The sequence below is a fragment of the Streptomyces torulosus genome (genome assembly GCF_001419765.1).
In the GTDB taxonomy this organism is placed as follows: domain Bacteria; phylum Actinomycetota; class Actinomycetes; order Streptomycetales; family Streptomycetaceae; genus Streptomyces; species Streptomyces torulosus.
The window spans coordinates 1-21,760 of the sequence record NZ_LIRK01000251.1; the positions used below are offsets into that span (position 1 = coordinate 1).

Annotated in this window: 18 protein-coding genes; 3 read left to right on the forward strand and 15 right to left on the reverse strand. The window is 72.5% G+C overall.

The genetic code is table 11. The features are described 5' to 3' along the window. Window positions 1-365: 365 nt before the first annotated feature. On the forward strand, window positions 366-803 hold the full coding sequence (locus AOK23_RS17810; protein ID WP_055713683.1) for a hypothetical protein: 438 nt from the start codon (window positions 366-368) through the stop codon (window positions 801-803). A gap of 67 nt (window positions 804-870) precedes the next feature. Here the strand turns inward: AOK23_RS17810 and mug are convergent, their stop codons facing one another. From mug to adhE, 9 genes are all read right to left on the reverse strand, one after another. After that, the gene (gene mug / locus AOK23_RS17815) at window positions 871-1,368 is read right to left on the reverse strand and encodes a G/U mismatch-specific DNA glycosylase (protein ID WP_055713684.1); all 498 of its coding nucleotides are present in this window, start codon (window positions 1,366-1,368) and stop codon (window positions 871-873) included. Between the two features lie 44 nt (window positions 1,369-1,412). Then, window positions 1,413-2,855, reverse strand: a complete 1,443-nt coding sequence (purB, locus tag AOK23_RS17820) for an adenylosuccinate lyase (RefSeq protein WP_055713685.1) — start codon at window positions 2,853-2,855, stop codon at window positions 1,413-1,415. Between the two features lie 162 nt (window positions 2,856-3,017). Further along, window positions 3,018-3,356, reverse strand: coding sequence for a DUF4326 domain-containing protein (locus AOK23_RS17825; protein ID WP_055713686.1), 339 nt, complete (start codon window positions 3,354-3,356; stop codon window positions 3,018-3,020). A 45-nt stretch (window positions 3,357-3,401) separates the two neighbouring features. Beyond that, window positions 3,402-4,208: an SGNH/GDSL hydrolase family protein gene (locus tag AOK23_RS17830; RefSeq protein WP_055713687.1), complete on the reverse strand. Its 807-nt coding sequence runs from the start codon at window positions 4,206-4,208 to the stop codon at window positions 3,402-3,404. A gap of 132 nt (window positions 4,209-4,340) precedes the next feature. Further along, window positions 4,341-5,357, reverse strand: a complete 1,017-nt coding sequence (locus AOK23_RS17835) for a hemolysin family protein (RefSeq protein WP_055713688.1) — start codon at window positions 5,355-5,357, stop codon at window positions 4,341-4,343. Continuing rightward, window positions 5,354-6,691 carry a hemolysin family protein gene (locus AOK23_RS17840; protein ID WP_055713689.1) on the reverse strand — a complete coding sequence of 446 codons (1,338 nt, stop codon included), beginning with the start codon at window positions 6,689-6,691 and terminating at the stop codon, window positions 5,354-5,356. Before AOK23_RS17840 ends, AOK23_RS17835 begins: the two co-directional genes overlap by 4 nt. 373 nt (window positions 6,692-7,064) lie before the next feature. Beyond that, window positions 7,065-7,484 carry a GNAT family N-acetyltransferase gene (locus AOK23_RS17845; protein WP_055713690.1) on the reverse strand — a complete coding sequence of 140 codons (420 nt, stop codon included), beginning with the start codon at window positions 7,482-7,484 and terminating at the stop codon, window positions 7,065-7,067. A 67-nt stretch (window positions 7,485-7,551) separates the two neighbouring features. Then, window positions 7,552-7,926 carry a hypothetical protein gene (locus tag AOK23_RS17850; RefSeq protein ID WP_055713691.1) on the reverse strand — a complete coding sequence of 125 codons (375 nt, stop codon included), beginning with the start codon at window positions 7,924-7,926 and terminating at the stop codon, window positions 7,552-7,554. 32 nt (window positions 7,927-7,958) lie between these two features. Continuing rightward, a complete protein-coding gene (gene adhE, locus AOK23_RS17855) occupies window positions 7,959-10,619 on the reverse strand; it encodes a bifunctional acetaldehyde-CoA/alcohol dehydrogenase (RefSeq protein WP_055713692.1) in 2,661 nt (886 codons plus the stop codon). Window positions 10,620-11,055: 436 nt separating this feature from the next. Between adhE and AOK23_RS17860 the strand changes: the two genes are divergently transcribed. Then, a complete protein-coding gene (locus AOK23_RS17860; RefSeq protein WP_055713693.1) occupies window positions 11,056-11,754 on the forward strand; it encodes an NADPH-dependent F420 reductase in 699 nt (232 codons plus the stop codon). Between the two features lie 63 nt (window positions 11,755-11,817). On the opposite strand, the gene narI is transcribed toward AOK23_RS17860, so the two are convergent. From narI to AOK23_RS17885, 5 genes are all read right to left on the reverse strand, one after another. Next, window positions 11,818-12,594 (reverse strand): respiratory nitrate reductase subunit gamma, encoded by a 777-nt coding sequence (gene narI, locus AOK23_RS17865; protein ID WP_055713694.1) that lies wholly within the window; start codon window positions 12,592-12,594, stop codon window positions 11,818-11,820. Further along, on the reverse strand, window positions 12,591-13,388 hold the full coding sequence (gene narJ, locus AOK23_RS17870) for a nitrate reductase molybdenum cofactor assembly chaperone (RefSeq protein WP_420823718.1): 798 nt from the start codon (window positions 13,386-13,388) through the stop codon (window positions 12,591-12,593). The genes narI and narJ overlap by 4 nt, the downstream gene beginning before the upstream one ends. Before the next feature lie 56 nt (window positions 13,389-13,444). Further along, the gene (gene narH / locus AOK23_RS17875) at window positions 13,445-14,971 is read right to left on the reverse strand and encodes a nitrate reductase subunit beta (protein ID WP_240496427.1); all 1,527 of its coding nucleotides are present in this window, start codon (window positions 14,969-14,971) and stop codon (window positions 13,445-13,447) included. A 58-nt stretch (window positions 14,972-15,029) separates the two neighbouring features. Then, a complete protein-coding gene (locus AOK23_RS17880; protein ID WP_055713696.1) occupies window positions 15,030-18,725 on the reverse strand; it encodes a nitrate reductase subunit alpha in 3,696 nt (1,231 codons plus the stop codon). A gap of 201 nt (window positions 18,726-18,926) precedes the next feature. Beyond that, window positions 18,927-19,946: a hypothetical protein gene (locus AOK23_RS17885; protein ID WP_055713697.1), complete on the reverse strand. Its 1,020-nt coding sequence runs from the start codon at window positions 19,944-19,946 to the stop codon at window positions 18,927-18,929. Between the two features lie 376 nt (window positions 19,947-20,322). Here AOK23_RS17885 and AOK23_RS17890 point away from each other — a divergent pair, with 376 nt between their 5' ends. Continuing rightward, window positions 20,323-21,348 carry an Acg family FMN-binding oxidoreductase gene (locus tag AOK23_RS17890; protein WP_055713698.1) on the forward strand — a complete coding sequence of 342 codons (1,026 nt, stop codon included), beginning with the start codon at window positions 20,323-20,325 and terminating at the stop codon, window positions 21,346-21,348. Here the strand turns inward: AOK23_RS17890 and AOK23_RS17895 are convergent. Beyond that, window positions 21,323-21,745 carry a pyridoxamine 5'-phosphate oxidase family protein gene (locus AOK23_RS17895; RefSeq protein WP_055713699.1) on the reverse strand — a complete coding sequence of 141 codons (423 nt, stop codon included), beginning with the start codon at window positions 21,743-21,745 and terminating at the stop codon, window positions 21,323-21,325. The genes AOK23_RS17890 and AOK23_RS17895 overlap by 26 nt on opposite strands. Window positions 21,746-21,760: the final 15 nt, after the last annotated feature.

The following is a 21,760-nucleotide window of genomic DNA, read 5'->3' on the forward strand; positions in this document are numbered from 1 at the left end:
GCCTCGTCGGCCGTCGCCCTCCGGCCGCCGCCTCGTCGGCCGTCGCCCTCCGGCCGTCGCCCTCTGGCCGTCGCCCTCTGGCCGTCGCCCTCCGGCCGTCGCCCTCCGGCCCTCGCCCTCCGGGGCCTTCGGCCGACAGTCGCCCCCGCCGTCCTCGGCCGACCGTCGCCCCGCTTGGCCGGTCGACCCGCCGGTCGACCCGCCGGTCGACCCGCGCACCGGACGCGCGCCCCACGGAGCAGCCTCCCGGCCACCGGGTCCCGCTCCCATCCCTGTGCGTCCTGTTCGTCCCATCCGGCGTCGAGCCGCGGGGACGGGCCACTGACGGGACGCCAATTGTCAGTGGTGCCCGCTTTACTGGACGCATGAGCATCACGCGGCACCTCGCCCTCATCGAGAGGCTGTGCTCCGCCGAGTTCCCCGCGGAGCCCGGCCGGTCGGACGCCGGCACGGGCGGTCCCGGCTACCACGTCGCCGAATTACAGACGAGCGCCGACTTCTGGGAGGACGACGGCACCCGCCGGGAGGAGACCGAGGAGCAGTACGAGGCGGACCGGGACGCCCTGTCGGAGCGGCTCGCCGCGCGCTGGGGCGCACCGGACGTGATCAGCCTCTGGAGCGTTCAGGACCGTTCCATGGAGGGGGAGGACATACCGGAGCCGTGGGCGGTGCTCAGCTCGCACGTCCCCGATGTGCACCTGTGGCAGGTGGACGGCCGCTGGGTCGCCCTCGGCGTCTCCCAGTGGGACAAGGAGCTGCCGTTCCAACTGGTCGCCCTGATAACGGAGATGGACCCGCCCTGACCGAGCGGGTCCCACGAGTGGCGGGTCCCGGACCCCACGACCGGCAGGCCACGCGGCCCTCCGCTCCTCAGTCCTCCGCCGCCACCCGCAGCCGGGCGAACTCCTCGGCCATCGTCGCCGCCGTCCAATGCGCGTTCAGGCCGCTGGGGTTGGGCAGGGCCCACACCCGGGACGTGCCGATCGTCCGTTCCTGCGGGCCGACCACGGCCTTGCGGTCCCCGAATGCCGCCCGGTACGCGGTCACCCCGACCACCGCGAGCCACCGTGGCCGCAGCCGCTCCACCTTCGCGGTGAGCAGACGGCCGCCCTCGACGTACTCCTCCGCCGTCAGCTCGTCGGCACGCGCCGTCGCCCGGGCGACCACGTTGGTGATGCCGAGCCCGTACGACGGCAACTCGCCCTGCTCGGACGGCTTCAACAGCCGCGGCGTGAAACCGGACAGGTGCAGGACCGGCCAGAAACGATTGCCGGGCCGGGCGAAGTGATGGCCGGTAGCGGCCGTCATCAGACCCGGGTTGATGCCGCAGAACAGCACCCGGAGGCCGTCCGCGACCACGTCCGGCACCAGCCGGTCGCGGGCGGCCTCCAGCTCCTGCGGGGTGAACCGCGTCAGAGGATCGCTCCCGGCGTGTAACCGGCCGCCTCCGGACGCTGCTTGACGATCTCCTCGACCCGGCCGACGACGACGGCGACCTGGTCGGCCGCGGCGCCCGTGAAGGACAGCTTGTCCGCCATCAGCGCGTCGAGCTGCGCCCGGTCCAGCGGGATGCGCTCGTCCGCCGCCAGCTTGTCGAGCAGTTCGTTGCGCTCGGCGCCCTGCTCGCGCATCGCGAGGGCCGAGGCGACGGCGTTCTCCTTGATCGCCTCATGGGCGACCTCGCGGCCGACGCCCGCGCGCACCGCGCCCATCAGCACCTTCGTCGTCGCGAGGAACGGCAGATAGCGGTCCAGCTCCCGCGCTACGACGGCCGGGAAGGCGCCGAACTCGTCGAGCACCGTCAGGAACGTCTCCAGCAGGCCGTCCAGCGCGAAGAACGCGTCCGGCAGCGCGACCCGGCGCACCACCGAGCAGGACACGTCGCCCTCGTTCCACTGGTCGCCCGCCAGCTCGCCGGTCATCGACGCGTAACCGCGCAGGATGACCATGAGGCCGTTGACGCGCTCGCAGGAGCGGGTGTTCATCTTGTGCGGCATTGCCGAGGAGCCGACCTGGCCCGGCTTGAAGCCCTCGGTGACCAGCTCGTGCCCGGCCATCAGCCGGATCGTCTTCGCCAGCGACGACGGGGCCGAGGCCAGCTGCACCAGCGCCGTCACGACCTCGTAGTCCAGCGAGCGGGGGTACACCTGGCCGACGGAGGTGAAGGCCTGGGAGAAGCCCAGGTGCCCGGCGATCCGGTCCTCCAGCTCGGCCAGCTTCGCGGCGTCCCCGCCCAGCAGGTCCAGCATGTCCTGCGCGGTGCCCACGGGGCCCTTGATGCCGCGCAGCGGGTAGCGGCCGAGCAGCTCCTCGACCCGGCCGTACGCCACGAGAAGCTCGTCGGTGGCGGTCGCGAAACGCTTGCCGAGGGTGGTGGCCTGCGCGGCCACGTTGTGCGAACGGCCGGCCATGACCAGCTCGCCGTACTCGCCGGCCAGCTTGCCGAGGCGGGCGAGGACCGCCACTGTACGGTCGCGCATCAGCTCCAGCGAGAGCCGGATCTGGAGCTGCTCGACGTTCTCGGTGAGGTCGCGGGAGGTCATGCCCTTGTGGACGTGCTCGTGCCCGGCGAGGTCGTTGAACTCCTCGATCCGCGCCTTCACGTCGTGCCGCGTGACCTTCTCACGCTCGGCGATGGAGGCCAGGTCGACCGTGTCGAGGACCCGCTCGTAGTCGGCGAGCGCCTCGTCCGGCACCTCGATGCCGAGGTCCTTCTGGGCCCGCAGCACGGCCAGCCAGAGCTGCCGCTCCAGCCTCACCTTCTGCTCGGGCGACCAGAGCGTGGCGAGCTCGGTGGAGGCGTAACGTCCGGCGAGGACGTTCGGGATGCGGGGCTTGGCTGGCGCAGAAGTCACGTGTACGGATTCTACTGGCGATTCATGCAGGTGAGCGCCGCGGGCCTTCTCGTCGGAACCTACGAGAGCCCGGTCACAGCCCCGCGCGGGTGGGAGCGCCCCGCCCGGCACGGGCGCGAAGGACGGTTTCAGCGCTGGTCGGCACGGGCCGGGAGGGCGGCCTCAGCCCTTGTCGGCGAGTTCCGCCAGGACGTCCCCGTGGCACAGTTCCGGCGCGCACCAGCAGGCCAGCGTCTTGCCGCGCAGCTCCGGGACCAGCTCCAGCAGCTCGGGCCGGGCCGACAGGTACTCCCGGTACCTCGCCATCACCTCGGCCCGGGTCCCGTCCCGCTTCTTCTTGTCCGTGTCGGGCTGGAACGGGTTGTACAGCGGGTGCTGCGGCAGGTCCCAGTGGCCCATGGTCCAGCGGCGGCCGATGTACACGACGTCGTCGGGGGCATGCTCCAGCCGCGGCCCGAAGTCCTGGATGCGGCCCTTCAGGTTGATCACGGTCGTGGTCACATGCGGCTCCCTCCGGTCCGGACCCTCTTCGGAACCCTGTCGACTCTAGGTTGCCGGTCCCTCGTACGGCAGCAACTCGGGGCGCTTCGCCGGCAGCCCGTCGCCCGACGAGCGGCCCGTCAGCCGGCGTCCGATCCACGGCACCAGGTACTGCCGGGCGAACCGCGCGTGGGCCATCTGGCGGGCGACCCAGGCGGGCGGCGGCGACGCGGCCATCGGCGTACGCCACTCGGCGTCCTCCGCCGGATGGCCGAGGGCCTGCCACACGGCCTCGGCGACCCGGCGGTGCCCCTCGGCGGTCAGGTGCAGCCGGTCCACGTCCCACATCCGCGGGTCGGACAGCGAGGGCGCGCCGTACAGGTCGACGACGAGCGCGCCGTGCCGGGCGGCCAGGTCGTCGACGCAGGCGAACAACTCCTCCATGCGCGGCCGGAACCGCTCCAGCACCGGGCCCTGGCGGCCGGGGCTGCGCATCAGGACCAGCTGCTTGCAGGCGGGCGCGAGACGCTCCACTGCCTCCTGAAGCAGCCCGCGCACCCGGCCCATGTCGCACTTCGGGCGCAGGGTGTCGTTCAGCCCGCCGACCAGCGTGATCACATCCGCGCCCATGGCGGCCGCCACGTCGACCTGCTCGTCGACGATCTGTCCGATGAGCTTGCCGCGGACCGCGAGGTTGGCGTACCGGAAGCCGGGCGACCGCGCGGCCATCCGGCTCGCGAGGAGGTCCGCCCAGCCGCGGTAGGAACCGTCGGGCAGCCGGTCCGACATGCCCTCGGTGAAGGAGTCGCCGACCGCGACGAGGCTGGAGTACGGGGGAAAGGTGTCGTGGGTGTGTGTGGCGTTCGTCTGCATGGCGTACCCGATGCTATCGCCTTCACATACCCACCGGTCGGTCACCCTCTCCCGCAGCGGTGTCAGGCCGTGGGCCGCGCCCGTGCCAGGCCGCGGGCCGCTCCGGTGTCCAGGCTGCGCGCCGCTCCGTTGTCAGGCCGCGGGCTGTCCGAACAGCTCCCGCAGGACGTCCTCCATGGTCACGATCCCGCCGAGCCGTCCGTCCGCGCCCAGCACGGCCGCCAGGTGCGTCCGGCTGCGGCGCATCGCGGTGAGCACGTCGTCGAGGGGCGTCGTCTCCCGGACGCGGGCGATGGACCGCATGTCCCGGATCGTGAACGGCACCTCGCGCGGGGCCGCGTCGAGCGCGTCCTTCACATGGAGGTAGCCCACGATCCGGCGCCCCTCGTCCACCACGGGGAAGCGGGAGAACCCGGACTCCGCGGACAGCCGCTCCAGCTCCTCCGGGGTGACGCCCACGCGCGCGTAGACGACGCGTTCCAGTGGGAGCACGACGTCCCGGACGGGCCTGCGGCCAAGTTCGAGCGCGTCGTGCAGCCGCTCCCGGGCGCGGTCGTCGAGCAGGCCGGCCTCGGTGGAGTCCCGGACCAGCCGGGCCAGCTCCGTGTCCGAGAAGGTCGCCGCCACCTCGTCCTTCGTCTCGATGCGCATCAGCTTCAGGAGCGCGTTCGCGAAGGCGTTGACCGTGAAGATCACCGGCCTCAGCGCCCGTGACAGGGTCACCAGCGGCGGACCGAGCAGCAGGGCGGAGCGCACCGGCTCCGCCAGCGCGATGTTCTTCGGCACCATCTCGCCGAGCAGCATGTGCAGATAGGTGGCGAGGGCCAGCGCGATCACGAACGAGATGAGGTGCCCCGCGCCCTCCGGCACGCCCACCGCGTGGAACACCGGCTCCAGCAGATGCTCGATCGCGGGCTCCGCGACCACACCGAGGACCAGGGTGCACAGGGTGATGCCGAGCTGCGCGGCCGCCATCAGCGCCGAGACGTGCCGCAGCCCCCACAGCACACTGCGGGCCCGGCGGTCACCCTGTTCGGCGTACGGTTCGATCTGGCTGCGGCGGACCGAGATCAGCGCGAACTCGGCGCCGACGAAGAAGGCGTTGACGACCAGGGTCGCGAAGCCGATCAGCAGCTGGACGGCGGTCATCGCGTCTCCTCCTCGTGCTCGTCGCCGGCGTCGACCGGTGCGTGCAGCAGCACCCGGGCGGCCCGCCGACCGGAGGCGTCCACGACGTCGAGCCGCCAGCGGGCGACCTCGACGGTGTCGCCGACTGCCGGGATACGGCCCAGCTCGGTGGCGACGAGGCCCGCGAGCGTCTCGTACGGCCCCTCCGGCACCCGCAGGCCGACGCGGGCGAGCTGGTCGGTGCGGGCGGCGCCGTCGGCCGAGTACAGCTCACGGCCGTCCTCATCGGTGCCGACGGGGGCCAGGTCGGGTGTCTCGTGCGGGTCGTGCTCGTCGCGGACCTCGCCGACGACCTCCTCGACGATGTCCTCCAGCGTCACCACGCCCGCGGTGCCGCCGTACTCGTCGATCACGACGGCCATCGTGCGCTTGCCGGAGAGCCGGTCGAGGACCCGGTCGACGGTCAGAGACTCGGGGACGAGCAGCGGCTCGCGCAGCAGCTCCGCCACGGAGGTGCGCAGCCGGCGCTCGGCGGGCACGGCGAGGACGTCCTTGATGTGCACGGTGCCGACCACCGAGTCGAGGCTGCCCCGGTAGACGGGGAAGCGGGACAGACCGGTCGCCCGGGTGGCGTTCGCCACGTCCTCGCAGGTCGCCTGGGCGTCGAGGGCGATGACCTGCACGCGCGGCGTCATCACGTTCTCCGCGGTCAGGTCGGCCAGGTTCAGTGTCCGCACGAACAGTTCGGCGGTGTCCGGCTCCAGCGCGCCCTCCTTCGCGGAGTGCCGGGCGAGGGCCGCCAGCTCCTGGGGGCCGCGCGCGGAGGCCAGCTCCTCGGCGGGCTCGATCCCGAACAGGCGGACGAGACGGTTGGCGGTGTTGTTGAGGTGGGTGATGAAGGGACGGAACGCCGCGCTGAACCAGCGCTGCGGGTTCGCGACCTTTTTCGCCACCGACAACGGCGAGGAGATCGCCCAGTTCTTCGGCACCAGCTCGCCCACGACCATCAGCACGATCGTGGACAGGGCCGTACCGATCACCAGGGCGACGGAACTCGACGCCGAGGCGGGCACGCCCAGCGCCTCCAGCGGGCCCGCTATGAGCTTGGCGATGGACGGCTCGGCGAGCATGCCGACGACCAGATTGGTGACGGTGATGCCGAGCTGCGCGCCGGACAGCTGGAACGTCAGGTTCCGTACGGCCTTGAGGGCGCCTGCGGCACCCCGCTCGCCGCGCTCCACGGCCCGCTCCAGCCGGCCGCGCTCGACGGTGGTCAGCGAGAACTCGGCGGCCACGAACGCGCCGCAGACCAGCGACAGCAGTACCGCCACCAGGAGGAGGAGCACTTCGGTCATCAGGTCACCCCCGTCCCATGATCCGGCAGGGGTGGGATGATCGCGCGATGTCGTGCACCGGCTCGGGCGCGACGGGCGCCGGGCCGGCTACTGGGAGGCTCGCCCATGGGCGGACGCTCACGACCTTTCCGTAGATGTTCACTGATCCACCCATGGTAAAGGGTCGGCAAAGTGGTGTTCGTCGTCGCCGTCCCGGTTGCGTCGGCCTCCTCGGCCCGAGCGGCTGTTCACCCACCGCCCCCGATTCTCCTGAGCAGGTACCCAGGCGATCGCCGCGCATGAGCCGCCGACGGCACCGGCGCGCATCCCCGCTCCGTACGCACCGCCGCGCGGCGCCCGGTGCTACGGGAGGGAGCTGCACGGGCGTCCGGGGCTACAGGGGCTTGACCCAGCGCCGCCAGTGGTCCTCGCGGTGGTAGCCGGTGGCGGCCCAGGTGTGGTGGGCCTGTTCGTTGGCCTCCAGGACCATGGCGTCCACGCGCCGCCCGCCGAGGGCGACGAACCGCTGTTCCACCGCTTCCAGCAGCGCGGTGGCGATGCCCTGCCGACGGCGGTCCGGGTGCACCGCCAGCCGGTAGGCCGAGCACCGCCAACCGTCGAAGCCGGCGATGACGGTTCCCACGAGGACGCCGTCGCGCTCCGCGAGGATCAGCGCCTCGGGGTCCCGGGCGAGGAGCCGGGCCACTCCGTCGTGGTCGTCGCTGATGCTCGTTCCTTCCGCGGCGTCGCGCCAGAACCGCAGCACGGTGTCGATGTCCGAGGGGGCGGCGCAGCGGATTCGAAGATCACTCATGGGACGAGCCAAGCAGAGCGCTCACCTGTCCGGCGAACGGATTTCCGCCCCCGCGTTCCTCGTGGGCCTACGCGGACCGGCTGCCGCCACGCCACGGCGGGGGCGGCGTCCGGTGCGTGTCGTTCCCGGTGTGGGCTGCCTGGTCGGTCTGGCGGTGCAGCCGGTCCCGCAGCGCGTCGACGACCTCCCGGCCGGTGGCCTCCTCGGCGAGGACGACCACGTGCCGGCCGCCGACCCGTAGGTCGGCCGTGGCCAGCCAGGGGTGCTCCGCGTGGTGGGCGCCCGCCCGCACGATCCGCACCTCGCCGGTGACGGCGGGCAGCCCCGGCCGCCCGACCACGGCGTCGATCTTCGTGCGCGCGTAGTCGAGGGTGTCCTTGTCCACGGCTCCGTCGGAACGCAGCCGCACCGCGGGCGTGGTCCGGGGCGTGTCGCTGGTCATGGTGATGTCCTCTCTGAAGGGGGTGAGGTGGTTCAGGACGCCGTCCGGTCCGGGCCGTAGTACGCCGCTCGCATGAGGTCCTGCATGTCGTCGAGCAGCGGCATCCGCGGGTTGGCGGGGGCGCACTGGTCCTCGAAGGCGTTGAGGGCCTGCTGGGGCAGGCCGTCCAGGAAGGCGCGCTCGTCGACACCGAGGGACGCGAACGACGGTTCGATGCCGACGGCGTCCCGCAGTCGCTCGACGGCCCAGGCGAGCGACTCGACGCCGTCCTGCGGGGTGGCGGCCGGCAGGCCGAGGGTCCGGGCGATGTCCTGGAAGCGTTCGGGGGCGCGGTAGTGCTCGTACTTGGGCCAGCCGGTGAGCTTGCCGGGGACGGTGCCGTTGTAGCGGATGACGTGGGGGAGCAGGACGGCGTTGGTGCGGCCGTGGGCGATGCGGAAGGTGGCGCCGAGGGTGTGCGACATGGCGTGGACGATGCCGAGGAAGGCGTTGCCGAAGGCCATGCCCGCGATGGTGCCGGCGTTGTGCATCTTCTCCCGTGCCTCCGCCGCGCCCTCGCGGTCGTTCACGGCCGCTTCGAGGTGGTCGAAGACCAGCCGGATCGCGTGCAGCGCGAGGCCGTCGGTGAAGTCGTTGGCGTAGACGGAGACATACGCCTCGATGGCGTGGGTGAGGGCGTCGAAACCGCTGTCGGCGGCCAGTGCCGGGGGCAGGGCGGTGGTCAGGAGGGGGTCGACGATGGCCACGCTGGGGGTGAGCGCGTAGTCGGCGAGCGGGTACTTCTTGCCCGTCGCGGGGTCGGAGATGACGGCGAAGGGGGTGACCTCGGCGCCGGTCCCGGAGGTGGTGGGCACGCACACCAGCCGCGCCCGGCTGCCGGGGGTCGGGAAGCGGAAGGCGCGCTTGCGGATGTCGGAGAACTTGTGCCGCATGTCGGCGAAGTCGACGTCCGGGTGTTCGTACAGCAGCCACATCACCTTCGCCGCGTCCATGGGCGAGCCGCCGCCGAGCGCGATGATCGTGTCCGGGCGGAAGTCCCGCATCAGGCGGGCACCGCGCTGCACGGAGTCGATGCTGGGTTCCGGCTCGACGTTGTCGATGATCTGCAAGGTCACCGGTTCGGGACGGCGCTTGAGGACGCGGTCGACGCGGTCGACGAAGCCGAGGCGGGTCATGGTCGCGTCGGTGACGATCGAGACACGGTGGACGTCCGGCATGGCGGCCAGATAACGGATGGCCTGCGGCTCGAAGTAGATCTTCGGCGGGACCTTGAACCACTGGAGGTTGTTGCGGCGGGTGCCGACCCGCTTGACGTTGAGGAGCTGGGCGGCGGACACGTTGTTGGACACCGACGTGCTGCCCCAGGAGCCGCAGCCCAGGGTGAGGGACGGCAGGAGGCTGTTGTAGATGCCGCCGATGGCGCCCTGCGAGGAGGGCGCGTTGACGATGACCCGCACCGTCTTCATCCGCCTGCCGTACGCCTCCGCCACCGCCCTGTCCTCGGTGTGGACGACCGCGCTGTGGCCCTGGCCGTGGAAGGCGACCATGTCGGCGGCCAGGGCGAACCCCTGCTCCTCGGAGCCGGCCCGCAGGACGGCGAGGACCGGGCAGAGCTTCTCGCGGGTCAGCGGCTCGTCGGGGCCGACGCGGTCGGCCTCGACCAGGATGAGCGAGGTGTCGGCGGGCACGGTGAAGCCGGCCTGCTCGGCGATCCACACCGGGCTCTGTCCCACGGCGGCGGCGTTCACCTTGGGCTCGCAGCCGGCGCCGGCCCGGCCGGCGGGGAACAGGAACGCCTCCAGCTTCGCCTTCTCCTCGGCGGTCGCGATGTGCGCGTGCAGCCTGCGGAACTCGGCCAGCGCGGCGTCGTGGATCTCGTCGTCGAGGATGACGGCCTGCTCGGAGGCGCAGATCATGCCGTTGTCGAACGACTTGGACAACACCAGGTCGTTGACGGCGCGGCGCAGCTTGGCGCTCCTGTGGACGTACGCCGGGACGTTCCCCGCGCCGACGCCCAGGGCGGGCTTGCCGGCCGAGTAGGCGGCCTTGACCATGGCGTTGCCGCCGGTGGCGAGGATCAGCGCGACGCCCGGGTGCCGCATGAGCGTGCGGGTCGCCTCGACGGACGGGGTCTCGATCCACTGCACGCAGTGCTCCGGTGCCCCGGCGGCGACGGCCGCGTCGCGCACGATCCGGGCCGCGCGGGCACTGCAGCGCTGGGCCGAGGGGTGGAAGGCGAAGACGACCGGGTTGCGGGTCTTCAGCGCCATGAGCGCCTTGAAGACGGTGGTGGAGGTCGGGTTGGTGACCGGGGTGATCGCGCACACCACCCCCACGGGTTCGGCGATCTCGACCATGTCCTCGATGTCGTCGCGGGCGATGACCCCGACGGTCTTCATGCCGCCCATGCTGTGCGTGACGTGCTCGCACGCGAACATGTTCTTGGCCGCCTTGTCCTCGAAGACACCGCGGCCGGTCTCCTCGACCGCGAGCCGCGCGAGTTCCGTGTGCCGGTCCAGGGCGGCGACCGACGCCTTCTTGACGATGTGGTCGATCTTTTCCTGGGTCAGGTCCTCGTAGTCGGCGAGCGCCTTGAGCCCGTTCGTGACCAGCCGGTCGACGGCGATGGCGGTCTCGGACGGCTCGTCGCCCGGTGCGGCAGGGCGGGGCAGGGCGTCGTCCTGTCGGGTCATGGGGGTGCGCCTCCGTCATCGAGGTCGTGGGCCGGAAGGGCCGGCAGGGTGGCCGTGCGGGGAGCGGCGCCGAGGCCCGGTACCGCTTCCACCACCACCCTCCCGTGGACCGGGGCTGCTCCCCAGGCGGCGAAGGTCCCGGCCGGGGGCCGAGGGTCCCGAGCGGGCGGGGCCGGTCGGACGACACCTGACGGCCCGCACGCCGCATCCCGAACCGCTACGGGCGATCCCGAACCGCTGCGGGCGATCCCGAACCGCTGCGGGCATTCGGCCGAGTTCGCGGGCGCTGTCGATGTCCCGGGGCGATGGTGGAGGTATCGATGGCGCCTTGGCCCGGTGGCCCGGTGTCCCGGCGTCCCGGTGTCCCGGCGTCCCGGTGTCCCGGCGTCCCGGTGTCACGCCGAGGCGTCCGTACCGCCGGAAGGGACCCGCACCCATGCGCTACGCAGTTCTCGGCACCGGCGTCGTCGGCCGGACGATCGCCGGCAAGCTGTCCTCGCTCGGCCACGAGGTCGTCGTCGGCACCCGCGACCCGCAGGCCACGCTCGCCCGCACCGAGCCCGACGGCTACGGCAACCCGCCGTACGCTCGGTGGCAGGCCGAACATCCGCAGGTCCGGGTGGCGACCTTCGCCGACGCGACCGCCTCGGCCGAGGCGGTCGTCAACGCCACCCCGGGTTTGAGCACCCTGAGGGTCCTGGAGTCCGCCGGTGCCGCGAACCTGGCCGGCAAGACCGTCATCGACATCGCCAACCCCCTGGACTCCTCCCGAGGTATGCCGCCGTCGCTGGACCCGGTCGGCGACGACAGTCTCGGAGAGCGGATCCAGCGCGCCTTCCCCGAAGCGAAGGTCGTCAAGACCCTCAACACGATGAACGCCCGGATCATGGTCGACCCGGCACGGGTCGGGGGTGCGCACACCGTGTTCGTGTCCGGCGACGACGCCGGGGCCAAGGGAGCCGTCAGGGACATGCTCATGTCCTTCGGGTGGCCCGCCGACGACATCATCGACCTGGGCGACATCACCACCGCCCGTGGCGCGGAGATGCTGCTGCCCATCTGGCTGCGCCTGTACGGTGCGCTCGGCCACGCGGACTTCAACTTCCACATCCAGGGCGCCCACCGGAGCGCCTGATCGCCGGGCGTACAGGCCGGACAGGCCGGACGGGGCGGCTGGTGCGGGCCACTGGTCCGCTGCTCAGGCGGCTCGCCGCGAGCCCGGGGCCGACCGGGTCCGGGCGCCCGCCGCATGGGTGGTCGTCGGTGCGGTGCGCCGCCGGTAGACCAGGTACGGGCGGACCAGATAGCCGATCGGGGCGCTCCACACGTGGACCAGCCGGGTGAACGGCCAAGCCGCGAACAGCAGGAACGCGGTCAGCGCGTGCAACTGGAACAGCAGCGGCGCACCGGCGATCGCCTCCGGCTCGGGCTGGAGCACGAACAGGCCGCGGAACCAGACGGAGACGGTGGACCGGTAGTCGTAGCCCGCGCCGAAGACGTTGTGCGCGGCGGTGGCAGTGATCCCGAGGAGGACGGTGGCGGACAGCAGGGGGAAGAGGAGCTTGTCGCTGCGGTCGGTGCCGAGCCGGATCCGGCGGGTCAGGAGCCGGCGTGCGCACAGCATGCCCAGCCCGGCGACCATGGCGACGCCCGCGATGGAACCCGCCCAGACGGCCGTGATGTGGTAGGCGTGCTCGGAGATCCCGGCGGCCTCCGTCCATGTGTCGGGCACGGCGAGCCCCACGACATGCCCGGCGATCACCAGGAAGGCGCCCAGGTGGAACAGGGGGCTCCCCCAGCGCAGCCACCGGTGTTCGAGGAGCTGGGTGGTGCGGGAGGTCCAGCCGAACTGGTCCTGCCGGTAGCGCCAGACGTGCCCGACGGCGAACACGGCGAGGCAGACATAAGGCACGGCGACCCACAGCAGCAGATCGGCGCCGCTCGCTGCGGCAAGGGGAGGGGGCGCGGCGCTCATCGGGGGCCTTCCGGTGTGGAGAGGGGCGGCATGAGGGTGGGCGGTGCCTGCCCGGGCGGGACGAAGGCGCCGGGCGGGGCGAACTCTCCGGCCCCGTAGGCCCCGTACGGGTCGAGGCCGACGTCCTCGGCGGGCGGTCCCTGGGCGGCCAGTTCGGCGACGGCCCGCAGGTCGGCCTCGGTGGACGGTGGCAGAAGGGTGAGCAGGGCGGCCAGGACGTGCTGGTAGGGGGAGTCGGCGTCGGCCAGCGCGTGGTGGATGAGTTCCAGTCCGCGGCGGTGCTGACGCATCGGTGCCTCGCCCGCCCTCGGGCCGGCGAGCGCGGCGAACTCCAGGACGACCGGGAGGTGGTCGGGGAGTTCGCCGCCGCCGGTGTCCCAGCCGGCGGCGCGGTAGCGCTGCGCGAGTGTGAGCAGGGCCATCCCCCGGCGGCGGGTGTCGCCGTGCAGGTAGTAGGTGAGGTACAGGCCGCTCCTGCGGCGCAGGTCGAACATCTCGACGTAGTGCCGCTCCAGCGCCTCCGGCTCCCGCGCGGTGAACCAGCCGGTGAAGTCCGCCAGGTGCGCGGTGGCGTCCGAGGGCGCGAGCGCCTCGACGGCGGCGGCGAGCACGGGGCGGGCCGTGGCGAGTTCGCCGTCCGGGTACTGCAGCAGCAGCGACAGCAGCCGCAGCAGCAGCGCCCGGTCCTCGGCCTCCTCCGGCGTCAGCGGCCTCGGACGCGCGGACCGTGCCGGGCGGCCGGGGCGGCGCACGGCGGCGCGGACCCGGGAGCGGATGACGGCGCCCACGGACAGGGCTCCCTCGGACAGGGCTCCCTCGGGGCGTTCGGTACCGGTGGCGGGCAGCGGGTTCACGGACGGCCTCCGGCGGGTGTCTCGGGTGTACGGCGGCGCAGGGTGGGGATGCCGAGCAGGGTGGTGCGGGATCCGGCGGTGTCGGAGGTCTCGACCGGGCAGCGGTTCTCCATCGCGCTCAGCGCGGCGGCGTCCTCCTTGTGCGCGGCGGGCACGACGTACCGGTCGGCGTACTTGGCGACGGCGAGGAGACGGTGCAGGTCCTCCGCCTCGCGTGGCGTGAGCCCCACGGCAGCGAGCACGTCCTCGTCACCGGCCTCGCCGAGGGTGCGCTCACGCATGTACGAGCGCAGCGCCGTCAACTTCATCAGCACGCCCGCCACCACATCGGTGTCCCCGGCGGAGAACAGCTCCGCCAGGTACTCCAGCGGTATCCGCAGGCGGGTCACCGCGGCGAAGACGTGGTCGGGGTCGTCCTGGTCGCCGCCGGCCGCGTCGACGGCGTCCAGGACGGGGGACAGCGGAGGCACGTACCAGACCATCGGCAGCGTCCGGTACTCCGGGTGCAGGGGCAGCGCCACCCGGTACTTCGAGACCAGGGCGTACACGGGGGAGCGGCGGGCGGCCTCCAGCCAGTCCTCGGGGATGCCCGACTCCCGTGCCGCCGCGATGACGTCGGGGTCGTGCGGGTCGAGGAAGACATCGCGCTGGGCGTCCAGCAGGTCCTTCTCGTCCGGGGTTGCGGCGGCCTCGCCGACCCGGTCCGCGTCGTACAGCAGCAGCCCGAGGTAGCGCAGGCGGCCGACGCAGGTCTCGGAGCAGACGGTGGGCTGACCGGCCTCGACGCGCGGGAAGCAGAAGGTGCACTTCTCGGCCTTGCCGGTGGCGTGGTTGACGTACACCTTCTTGTACGGGCACGCCGTCACGCACATCCGCCAGCCGCGGCAGCGGTCCTGGTCGACGAGGACGATGCCGTCCTCGACCCGCTTGTACATCGCCCCCGACGGGCAGGCGGACACACAGGCGGGGTTGAGGCAGTGCTCGCACAGGCGGGGCAGGTGGAAGAGGAACGTCTGCTCGAACTCGAACCTGACCTTCTCCGCCCAGGCGCCGGTGAGATTCGGGTCGCCGCCCGCGTGCTCCGGGGCGCCGCCCAGACCGTCCTCCCAGTTGGCCCCCCACGTGATGGCGGTGGGCCTGCCGGTGAGGACCGATCGTGGGCGGGCGACGGGGAAGTCCTTCTGGGCGGGGGCGCTGACGAGGTTGTCGTAGTCGTAGGTGACCGGCTCGTAGTAGTCCTCGATGGACGGCAGGTCAGGGTTGGAGAACAGCGACAGCAGGCGCTTGATCCGGCCGCCGGAGCGCAGGACGAGGCGTCCGCGCCTGTCGAGCATCCAGCCGCCCTTCCACTGCTCCTGGTCCTCGTAGCGGCGGGGGTAACCGACGCCGGGCTTGGTCTCGACGTTGTTGAACCAGGCGTACTCGACGCCGGTGCGGTTGGTCCACGTCTGCTTGCAGGTGACCGAGCAGGTGTGACAGCCGATGCACTTGTCGAGGTTCATCACCATCGCCACTTGAGCCATCACCCGTCCGACAGCGGCTCCGCTACGGGGTCCGGCAGGGGTTTCGCCACGGGGCATGTCAGTACTCCACATCCTGCGAGCGCCGGCGGATGACGGTGACCTCGTCGCGCTGGTTGCCGGTCGGGCCGTAGTAGTTGAAGGCGTAGGTGAACTGGGCGTAGCCGCCGGCGAGATGGGTGGGCTTCAGCAGCAGCCGCGTGAGCGAGTTGTGGATGCCGCCGCGCCTGCCGCTGACCTCGGTCCTCGGCACGTTCACCGTGCGGTCCTGGGCGTGGTACATGTACACGGTTCCCTCGGGCATGCGGTGCGTGACCACGGCCCGGGCGGCGACGACGCCGTTGCGGTTGTACGCCTCGATCCACTCGTTGTCCTTCACACCGATCTTCCCGGCGTCGGCGGTGGACATCCAGACCGTGGGTCCGCCGCGGGACAGGTCGAGCATGTACTTGTTGTCCTGGTAGTTCGAGTGGATGGACCACTTGGAGTGCGGGGTCAGATAGCGGACCGTGACCTCCGCCCGGCCGTCGTTCAGGTGCTCGTCGCCGTAGTGCTCGGGCGTGTTCAACGGCGGCCGGTAGACGGGAAGTTGCTCGCCGAGTTCGGTGATCCAGTCGTGCTGGACGAAGAAGTGCTGGCGGCCGGTGAGGGTGTGCCAGGGCTTGAGGTGCTCGGTGTTGATGACGAAGGGCGAGTAGCGGCGGCCCCCGGTCTCCGAGCCCGACCACTCGTAGGAGGTCATCACGGAGCGCGGCTGGGCCCTCGTGTCCGCGAAGGTGATCCGCTCGGCCTCCCGCTCGGCGGCCAGTTCCACCAGGCCCTTGCTGCCGGTCTGCCGCTCCAGGGCGCGGAACCCCTCGGTGGCGAGGCGGCCGTTGGTGGTGCCGGACAGGGCGAGGATCGCCTCGCACATGTCGCTCGCCGTGGCGAGGGAGGGCCGTCCCGCGGCGACGCCGTCCCGGACGGTCCCGTTGCGGTGCCGGAGGTCCTCGATCTCCTGGTCAGGGTGGACGGTGACGCCCTTGGTGGTGGTGCCCAGGCTGTCCAGCAGCGGACCGACGGCACGCATCTTCTGCGCGATCGCGGCGTAGTCGCGCTCGATGACGGCGAGCTTCGGCATCGTGCGGCCCGGTACCGGCTCGCACTCGCCGTGCTTCCAGTCCCGCACGGCTCCGCCCGGCTGGGCGAGTTCGTCGGGCGTGTCGTGCAGCAGCGGCACGGCCAGGACGTCGGTACGGGTGCCCAGGTGCTCGGCGGCCAGCTCGCTGAACCGGTCCGCGATCGTCAGGAAGGTGTCGTAGTCGGTACGGGCCTGCCAGGGCGGGGCGATCGCCGGGGTGAACGCGTGCACGAAGGGGTGCATGTCCGTGCTGGACAGGTCGTCCTTCTCGTACCAGGTCGCGGCCGGCAGGACGACGTCGGCGAGCAGACCGGTGGAGGTCATCCGGAAGTCCATGCAGACCAGCAGGTCGAGCTTGCCCTCGGGTGCCTCCTCCCGCCACACCACGTCCTTCGGGCGTCCCTCGGGAGGGGTCTCCTCGGAGCGGACCGCGGCGTCCGTGCCCAGCAGGTGCCGCAGGAAGTACTCGTTGCCCTTGCCGGAGGAGCCCAGCAGGTTGGCCCGCCACACGGTCAGCACCCGGGGGAAGTTGGCCGGGTCGTCGGGGTCCTCGGCGGCGAACCGCAGCCGCCCCGCCTTCAGCTCGTCCACCACGTGGTCGGCGACCTCACGCCCCCGGGCCCGCGCCTCGTCGGTCAGATCGAGCGGGTTGCGGTTGAAGCCGGGGTGGCCGGGCGTCCAGCCGAGCCGCACGGCCTGCGCCAGACAGTCCGCGAACCCCTTGCCCCGGAACCGCCCCTCGCCGAGCGGCGAGGCCAGCTCCTCGGGCCCGAACGCCTCGTACCGCCACTGGTCGGAGTTCAGGTACCAGTACGAGGTGCCCGCCATGTGCCGGGTGGGCCGCTGCCAGTCGAACGCGAACGACAGGTGCTGCTGCCCGGTGACCGGGCGGACCTTCTCCTGGCCGACGTAGTGCGCCCACCCGCCGCCGTTGACGCCCTGGCAGCCGGTCATGGTGGTCAGCGCCAGGAACGCGCGGTAGATGGTGTCGGAGTGGAACCAGTGGTTGGTGCCGGCGCCCAGCGCGATCATCGACCGGCCGCCCGTGCGCTCGGCGTTGCGGGCGAACTCCCGGGCGATTCGGGCCGCCTGCTCGGCCGGCACGGAGGTGATCGTCTCCTGCCAGGCCGGCGTGTACGGCTCGGACGCGTCCTCGTACGACGACGGCCAGCCGCCCGGCAGACCGGGGCGCCGCACCCCGTACTGGGCGAGCATCAGGTCGAACACGGTGGTGACGAGCCGCCCGCCGATCCGACGTACCGGCACACCGCGCACCAGGACCGAGCCGCCCTCCGTGGCACCCTCGTCGAAGCGGGGCAGCGCCACCTCGGCCGTCTCCCCGGCCTGCTCCAGCAGGCTCAACGCCGGTACGACGTCGCCCAGTTCGAGGTTCCAGCGGCCCTGCTGCTCCTTCGCCCAGCGGAAGCCGAGCGAGCCGTTCGGCACGACCGGCTCGCCGGTGACCGAGTCGAGGAGGACGGTCTTGGACCCGGCGTGCTCCGAGTCCTGTCCGAGGTCGGCCGCGGTCAGGAAGCCGCCGGGGACGAGCCCCTGGTCGTGCTCGCGCAGCGTCACCAGGAACGGCGCGTCGGTGAACCTTCTCAAGTAGTCCTGGAAGTACGGCACTTCGCGGTCCACGAGGAACTCGCGCAGGATGACGTGGCCCATGGCCATCGCCAGCGCCCCGTCGGTGCCCGGGTGCGGGGCCAGCCACTCGTCGGCGTGCTTGACGTTGTCGGCGTAGTCGGGGCTGACGGCGACGACCTTGGTGCCGTTGTAGCGGGTCTCGGTGAGGAAGTGCGCGTCGGGCGTGCGGGTGACGGGGATGTTGGATCCCCACATGATCAGATAGCCCGCGTTCCACCAGTCGGCCGCCTCCGGCACGTCGGTCTGGTCGCCGAAGACCTGCGGAGAGGCGATCGGGAGGTCGGCGTACCAGTCGTAGAAGGAGAGCAGGGTGCCGCCGATCAGCGAGTGGTACCGCGCACCCGCCGCGAACGACGCCATCGACATCGCCGGGATGGGCGAGAAGCCCGCGACCCGGTCGGGGCCGTACGTCTTGACGGTGTGCACCTGGGCGGCGGCGACCAGCTCGCTCACCTCGTCCCAGTCGGCGCGCACCAGGCCGCCCTTGCCGCGGGCCCGCTTGTAGGCACGCGCCTTAGCCGGGTCCGACGTGATCTCCGCCCAGGCCGCCACCGGGTCGCCGAGCCGTTTGCGGGCCTCACGCCACAGCTTGAGCAGCGCGCCCCGCACATACGGGTAGCGGACCCGGCTGGGGGAGTACGTGTACCAGGAGAACGACGCCCCGCGCGGGCAGCCTCGCGGCTCGTACTCGGGGCAGTCGGCGCCGATCGACGGGTAGTCGGTGGCCTGGTGCTCCCAGGTGATGATGCCGTCCTTGACGTACACCATCCACGAGCACGAACCCGTGCAGTTCACCCCGTGCGTCGAGCGCACCACCCGGTCGTGGGCCCATCGGTCCCGGTAGAAGCCCTCCCACCGCGGGTCGCCCGTGCCGAACACGGCACGTCCGTCAGCCGACACCTCACGGCGCGTCAGCAGCCGACGGGCGGCCAGCGGCCAGCCCTCACCGGCGCGTGACTCCCGCTGCCGTCCGTTCCGATCGTTCTCCATGGCCGGAACGCTAGGAGGCACACCACGCCCCCCACCCGGGGCCGGCGGTCCCTGACGACCGACCGTCCGGCCCCATGCGCCCGGCCACCACAGGGCCCGAAGGTCCCGGCGCCGGGACCCTGTGGGCCGGAACGCCGGGTGCGTGCGGCCCCTCTCGTCGCCGGCCGTTCGTCCCGGGCGTGGTCGGCGTCGAGCCGATGGTCAGGCTTCGGAGAGCGCCACCTGGACGAACTGGCCCCGTTCGCCTGCCTGTCCCTCCACGTCACCGAAGGACGTCCAGGTTCCGTCGCCGCCCCGGCGGAGCGCGTGCCACAGGCGGCCGTCGGCTGTCACCGCGCACACATGCAGGTCCTGTCCGGCGGTACGGCACGCGACATGGCGGACGGAGCCGCGTTCCCCGGCCTGCCCCTCCACATCGCCGAGCTGGGTCCACAACTCCAGCCGCCGGCCGGGGAACGGGAAGGGCAGGGAGAAGGCGCCGACGTGCAAGGCGTGCCACAGACGGCCGTCGGCGGTGACGCCGCACAGGTGCAGCTGCTCGGGGTGTCCCTCCGGAGCGGCGCAGGCGGCCCGCCGGAAGTCGCCCCGCTCCCCGGCGGGCCCCTCCACGTCGTAGAACGGCACGTCGGTGCCCCTGCCGTTCGTATAGGTGTGCAGCAGGCGGCCGTTGCCCGTCACGGCGACGAGGTGGAACGCGCTGTCCGTGGCCGAGGCGGACGCCGCGATGTCCAGGGCCACCACACCGCCCTGGTACCCGGTGCTCGCCGGCAGCTCCTCCAGCGGGCCCCACTGCCCCTTGCCGTCACGGTCCGTCCGGAACACCCTGGCCTGCGCGGTCACTCCGTGCACGGACAGACCCGTGAAGGGCCCCGGCCCTTCCGGGAAGTCGTGCCGCTTGAGCGCGGCGAGCGCCGTGTACTCGCCGCGGTCCCCGACCACCGGCTCGATGTCGGCCAGCGGGGGCCGCAGGCCGTCGGGGCCGGTGCGCGCGTGCAGCAGCCTGCCGTCCGCCGTGGCGGCACACGCGTGGAACGAGAAGAACGTGTCCGAGGAGTCACCCGTGAAGCCACCCGCGGCGACGGCGGTGAGCGCGGCCGTGTCACCGGCGACCAGGGGCACCTCCTCGAAGGCCCGCCAACTCCCGTCCGGCCTGCGCACGGTCAGATGCGCCTTCCCCTGCGCCGTCAACCCCAGTACGTACAGACCGGATTCAGCCGCCACAGCGGTCCCCCCTCGCTCGTGGACCCGGACACCCGTGTCGCGTGGGTCCTGACACCCGTGTCGTGGTCCCGGACACCCGTGGACCGGCGGCGCCGGGCCGCCCCGTCCGTGCCGCCCAGCATCCTGGGGTGCGGACCCCTGCGACAACGCGCCGAAAGACGTAGATGTCCGCCCCTCCAGATCCACGCGCACCGCCGGAAGCACGCCCCACCGCGACCTACCGCGCGGAACCCGGCATGCGGGAGCGGGCCGGGGCCGACCCGGTCGCCGAATGAGGCCGTACGGCCCACGGGCCGGGGCCGGCCAACCCTCCCCGGCCGGCGGTCCACGGCGCAGGGTGGGGGAGACGGGAGGACCCCTCTGCGAAGGAGCCGCGATGCAGACTCGCGAAGTCGACGCCACCGCCGTGCACACGCTGCTGGCCGCGGCGGTCGCGGCGCCGTCGATCCACAACACACAGCCCTGGCGGTTCGGCCTCGACCCGGAGAGCCGGTCGATCGAGGTCCGATTCGACCGCCGGCGGCGGCTGCCCCTGGCCGATCCGGACCTGCGCGCCCAGCACCTGTCGGTGGGGGCCGCCGTCCTCAACCTCCGGGTGGCCGCCGCGCACCTGGGCTGGGCGCCCGCCGTCCGGCTGCTTCCCGCGGCGGACGATCCGGACCTGCTGGCCAGGGTCCGACTGGCCGGGCCCACCGCGGACGACCGGCCGCCCCTCGGCGAGTTGTACGAGGCGGTCGAGCGGCGGCACACGAGCCGGATGCCGTTCACCGGCCGCCCGGTACCGGAGCGGATCGTGGCCGAGATGATCGGCTCGGCCCTTGCCGAGGGCGCCCATCTGGCCGTGCCCGACATCATCGGGACACGCCGCCTGCTGCGCCTGACGCAGGTGGCGGAGGCCCGCAACACCACCCACCCGGCCCGCGCGGCCGAGGCGCGCACCTGGATCACCGCTCCGGGTAACGACGCCTGCTACGGCATCCCCCTGACGACCCTGGGTCCGCGGGACGCGTCCGGGCGGATCCCCGTACGGGACTTCATGGGCCGGCCGCCCACCCTCGATCTGCCCGCCCTGCGCTTCGAACGCCACGCCCAGGTGGCCCTGCTGTGGACGGCGCAGGACCGGCGGGAGGACTGGCTGCGGGCGGGGCAGGCGCTGCAGCGCGTGCTGCTCACGGCGACCCGGCACGGGGTGCGGACGTCGATGCTGCACCAGGCGATGGAGTGGCCCGACCTGCGGGCGGCCACAGCGGGATCGAGACGGCGCTGCCACCCGCAGCTGCTGATCCGGTTCGGCTACGGCCCCGACGGCGGCCCCACGCCTCGCGCGTCCGGGGATCGCGGCCCCACGCCTCGAGCGTCCGCGGATGACCGCGGCCTCACCACGGGGCGTCCGCCCCGGTGAGTTCGCGTCCGGTGATCATCTCCGACGCGATGCGTACGACCACCGGGTCCCGCAGGGGCATCCAGGAGGCGGGGCCGGCCTGCGACAGCCGCGCCTGCTCGGCGGGATCGGTCACCTTAGTGGCCCGCCCGGTGACGACGACGCTCCAGCCGGACCGGGTCGCGGCGTCGAACTCGTCCGCCTCGAAGGCGACGACCACCCCGTCGACGGCGCGGACGAGGTCGGAGTCCCGTGAGGTGCACAGCAGAACGGAGCCGTCCGTGTCCAGGGTGAAGTTGACCGGGAGGACCGCGGGCAGGGCCTGCCGGGTGTAGACCACACGGCCGACCGGCACCCGGCCGAGCAGGCGCCGGCACTCCTGCCCGTCGAGCACGCGAAAGGCGTCGTTGTGGAACATCAGTTCATCGTGCGC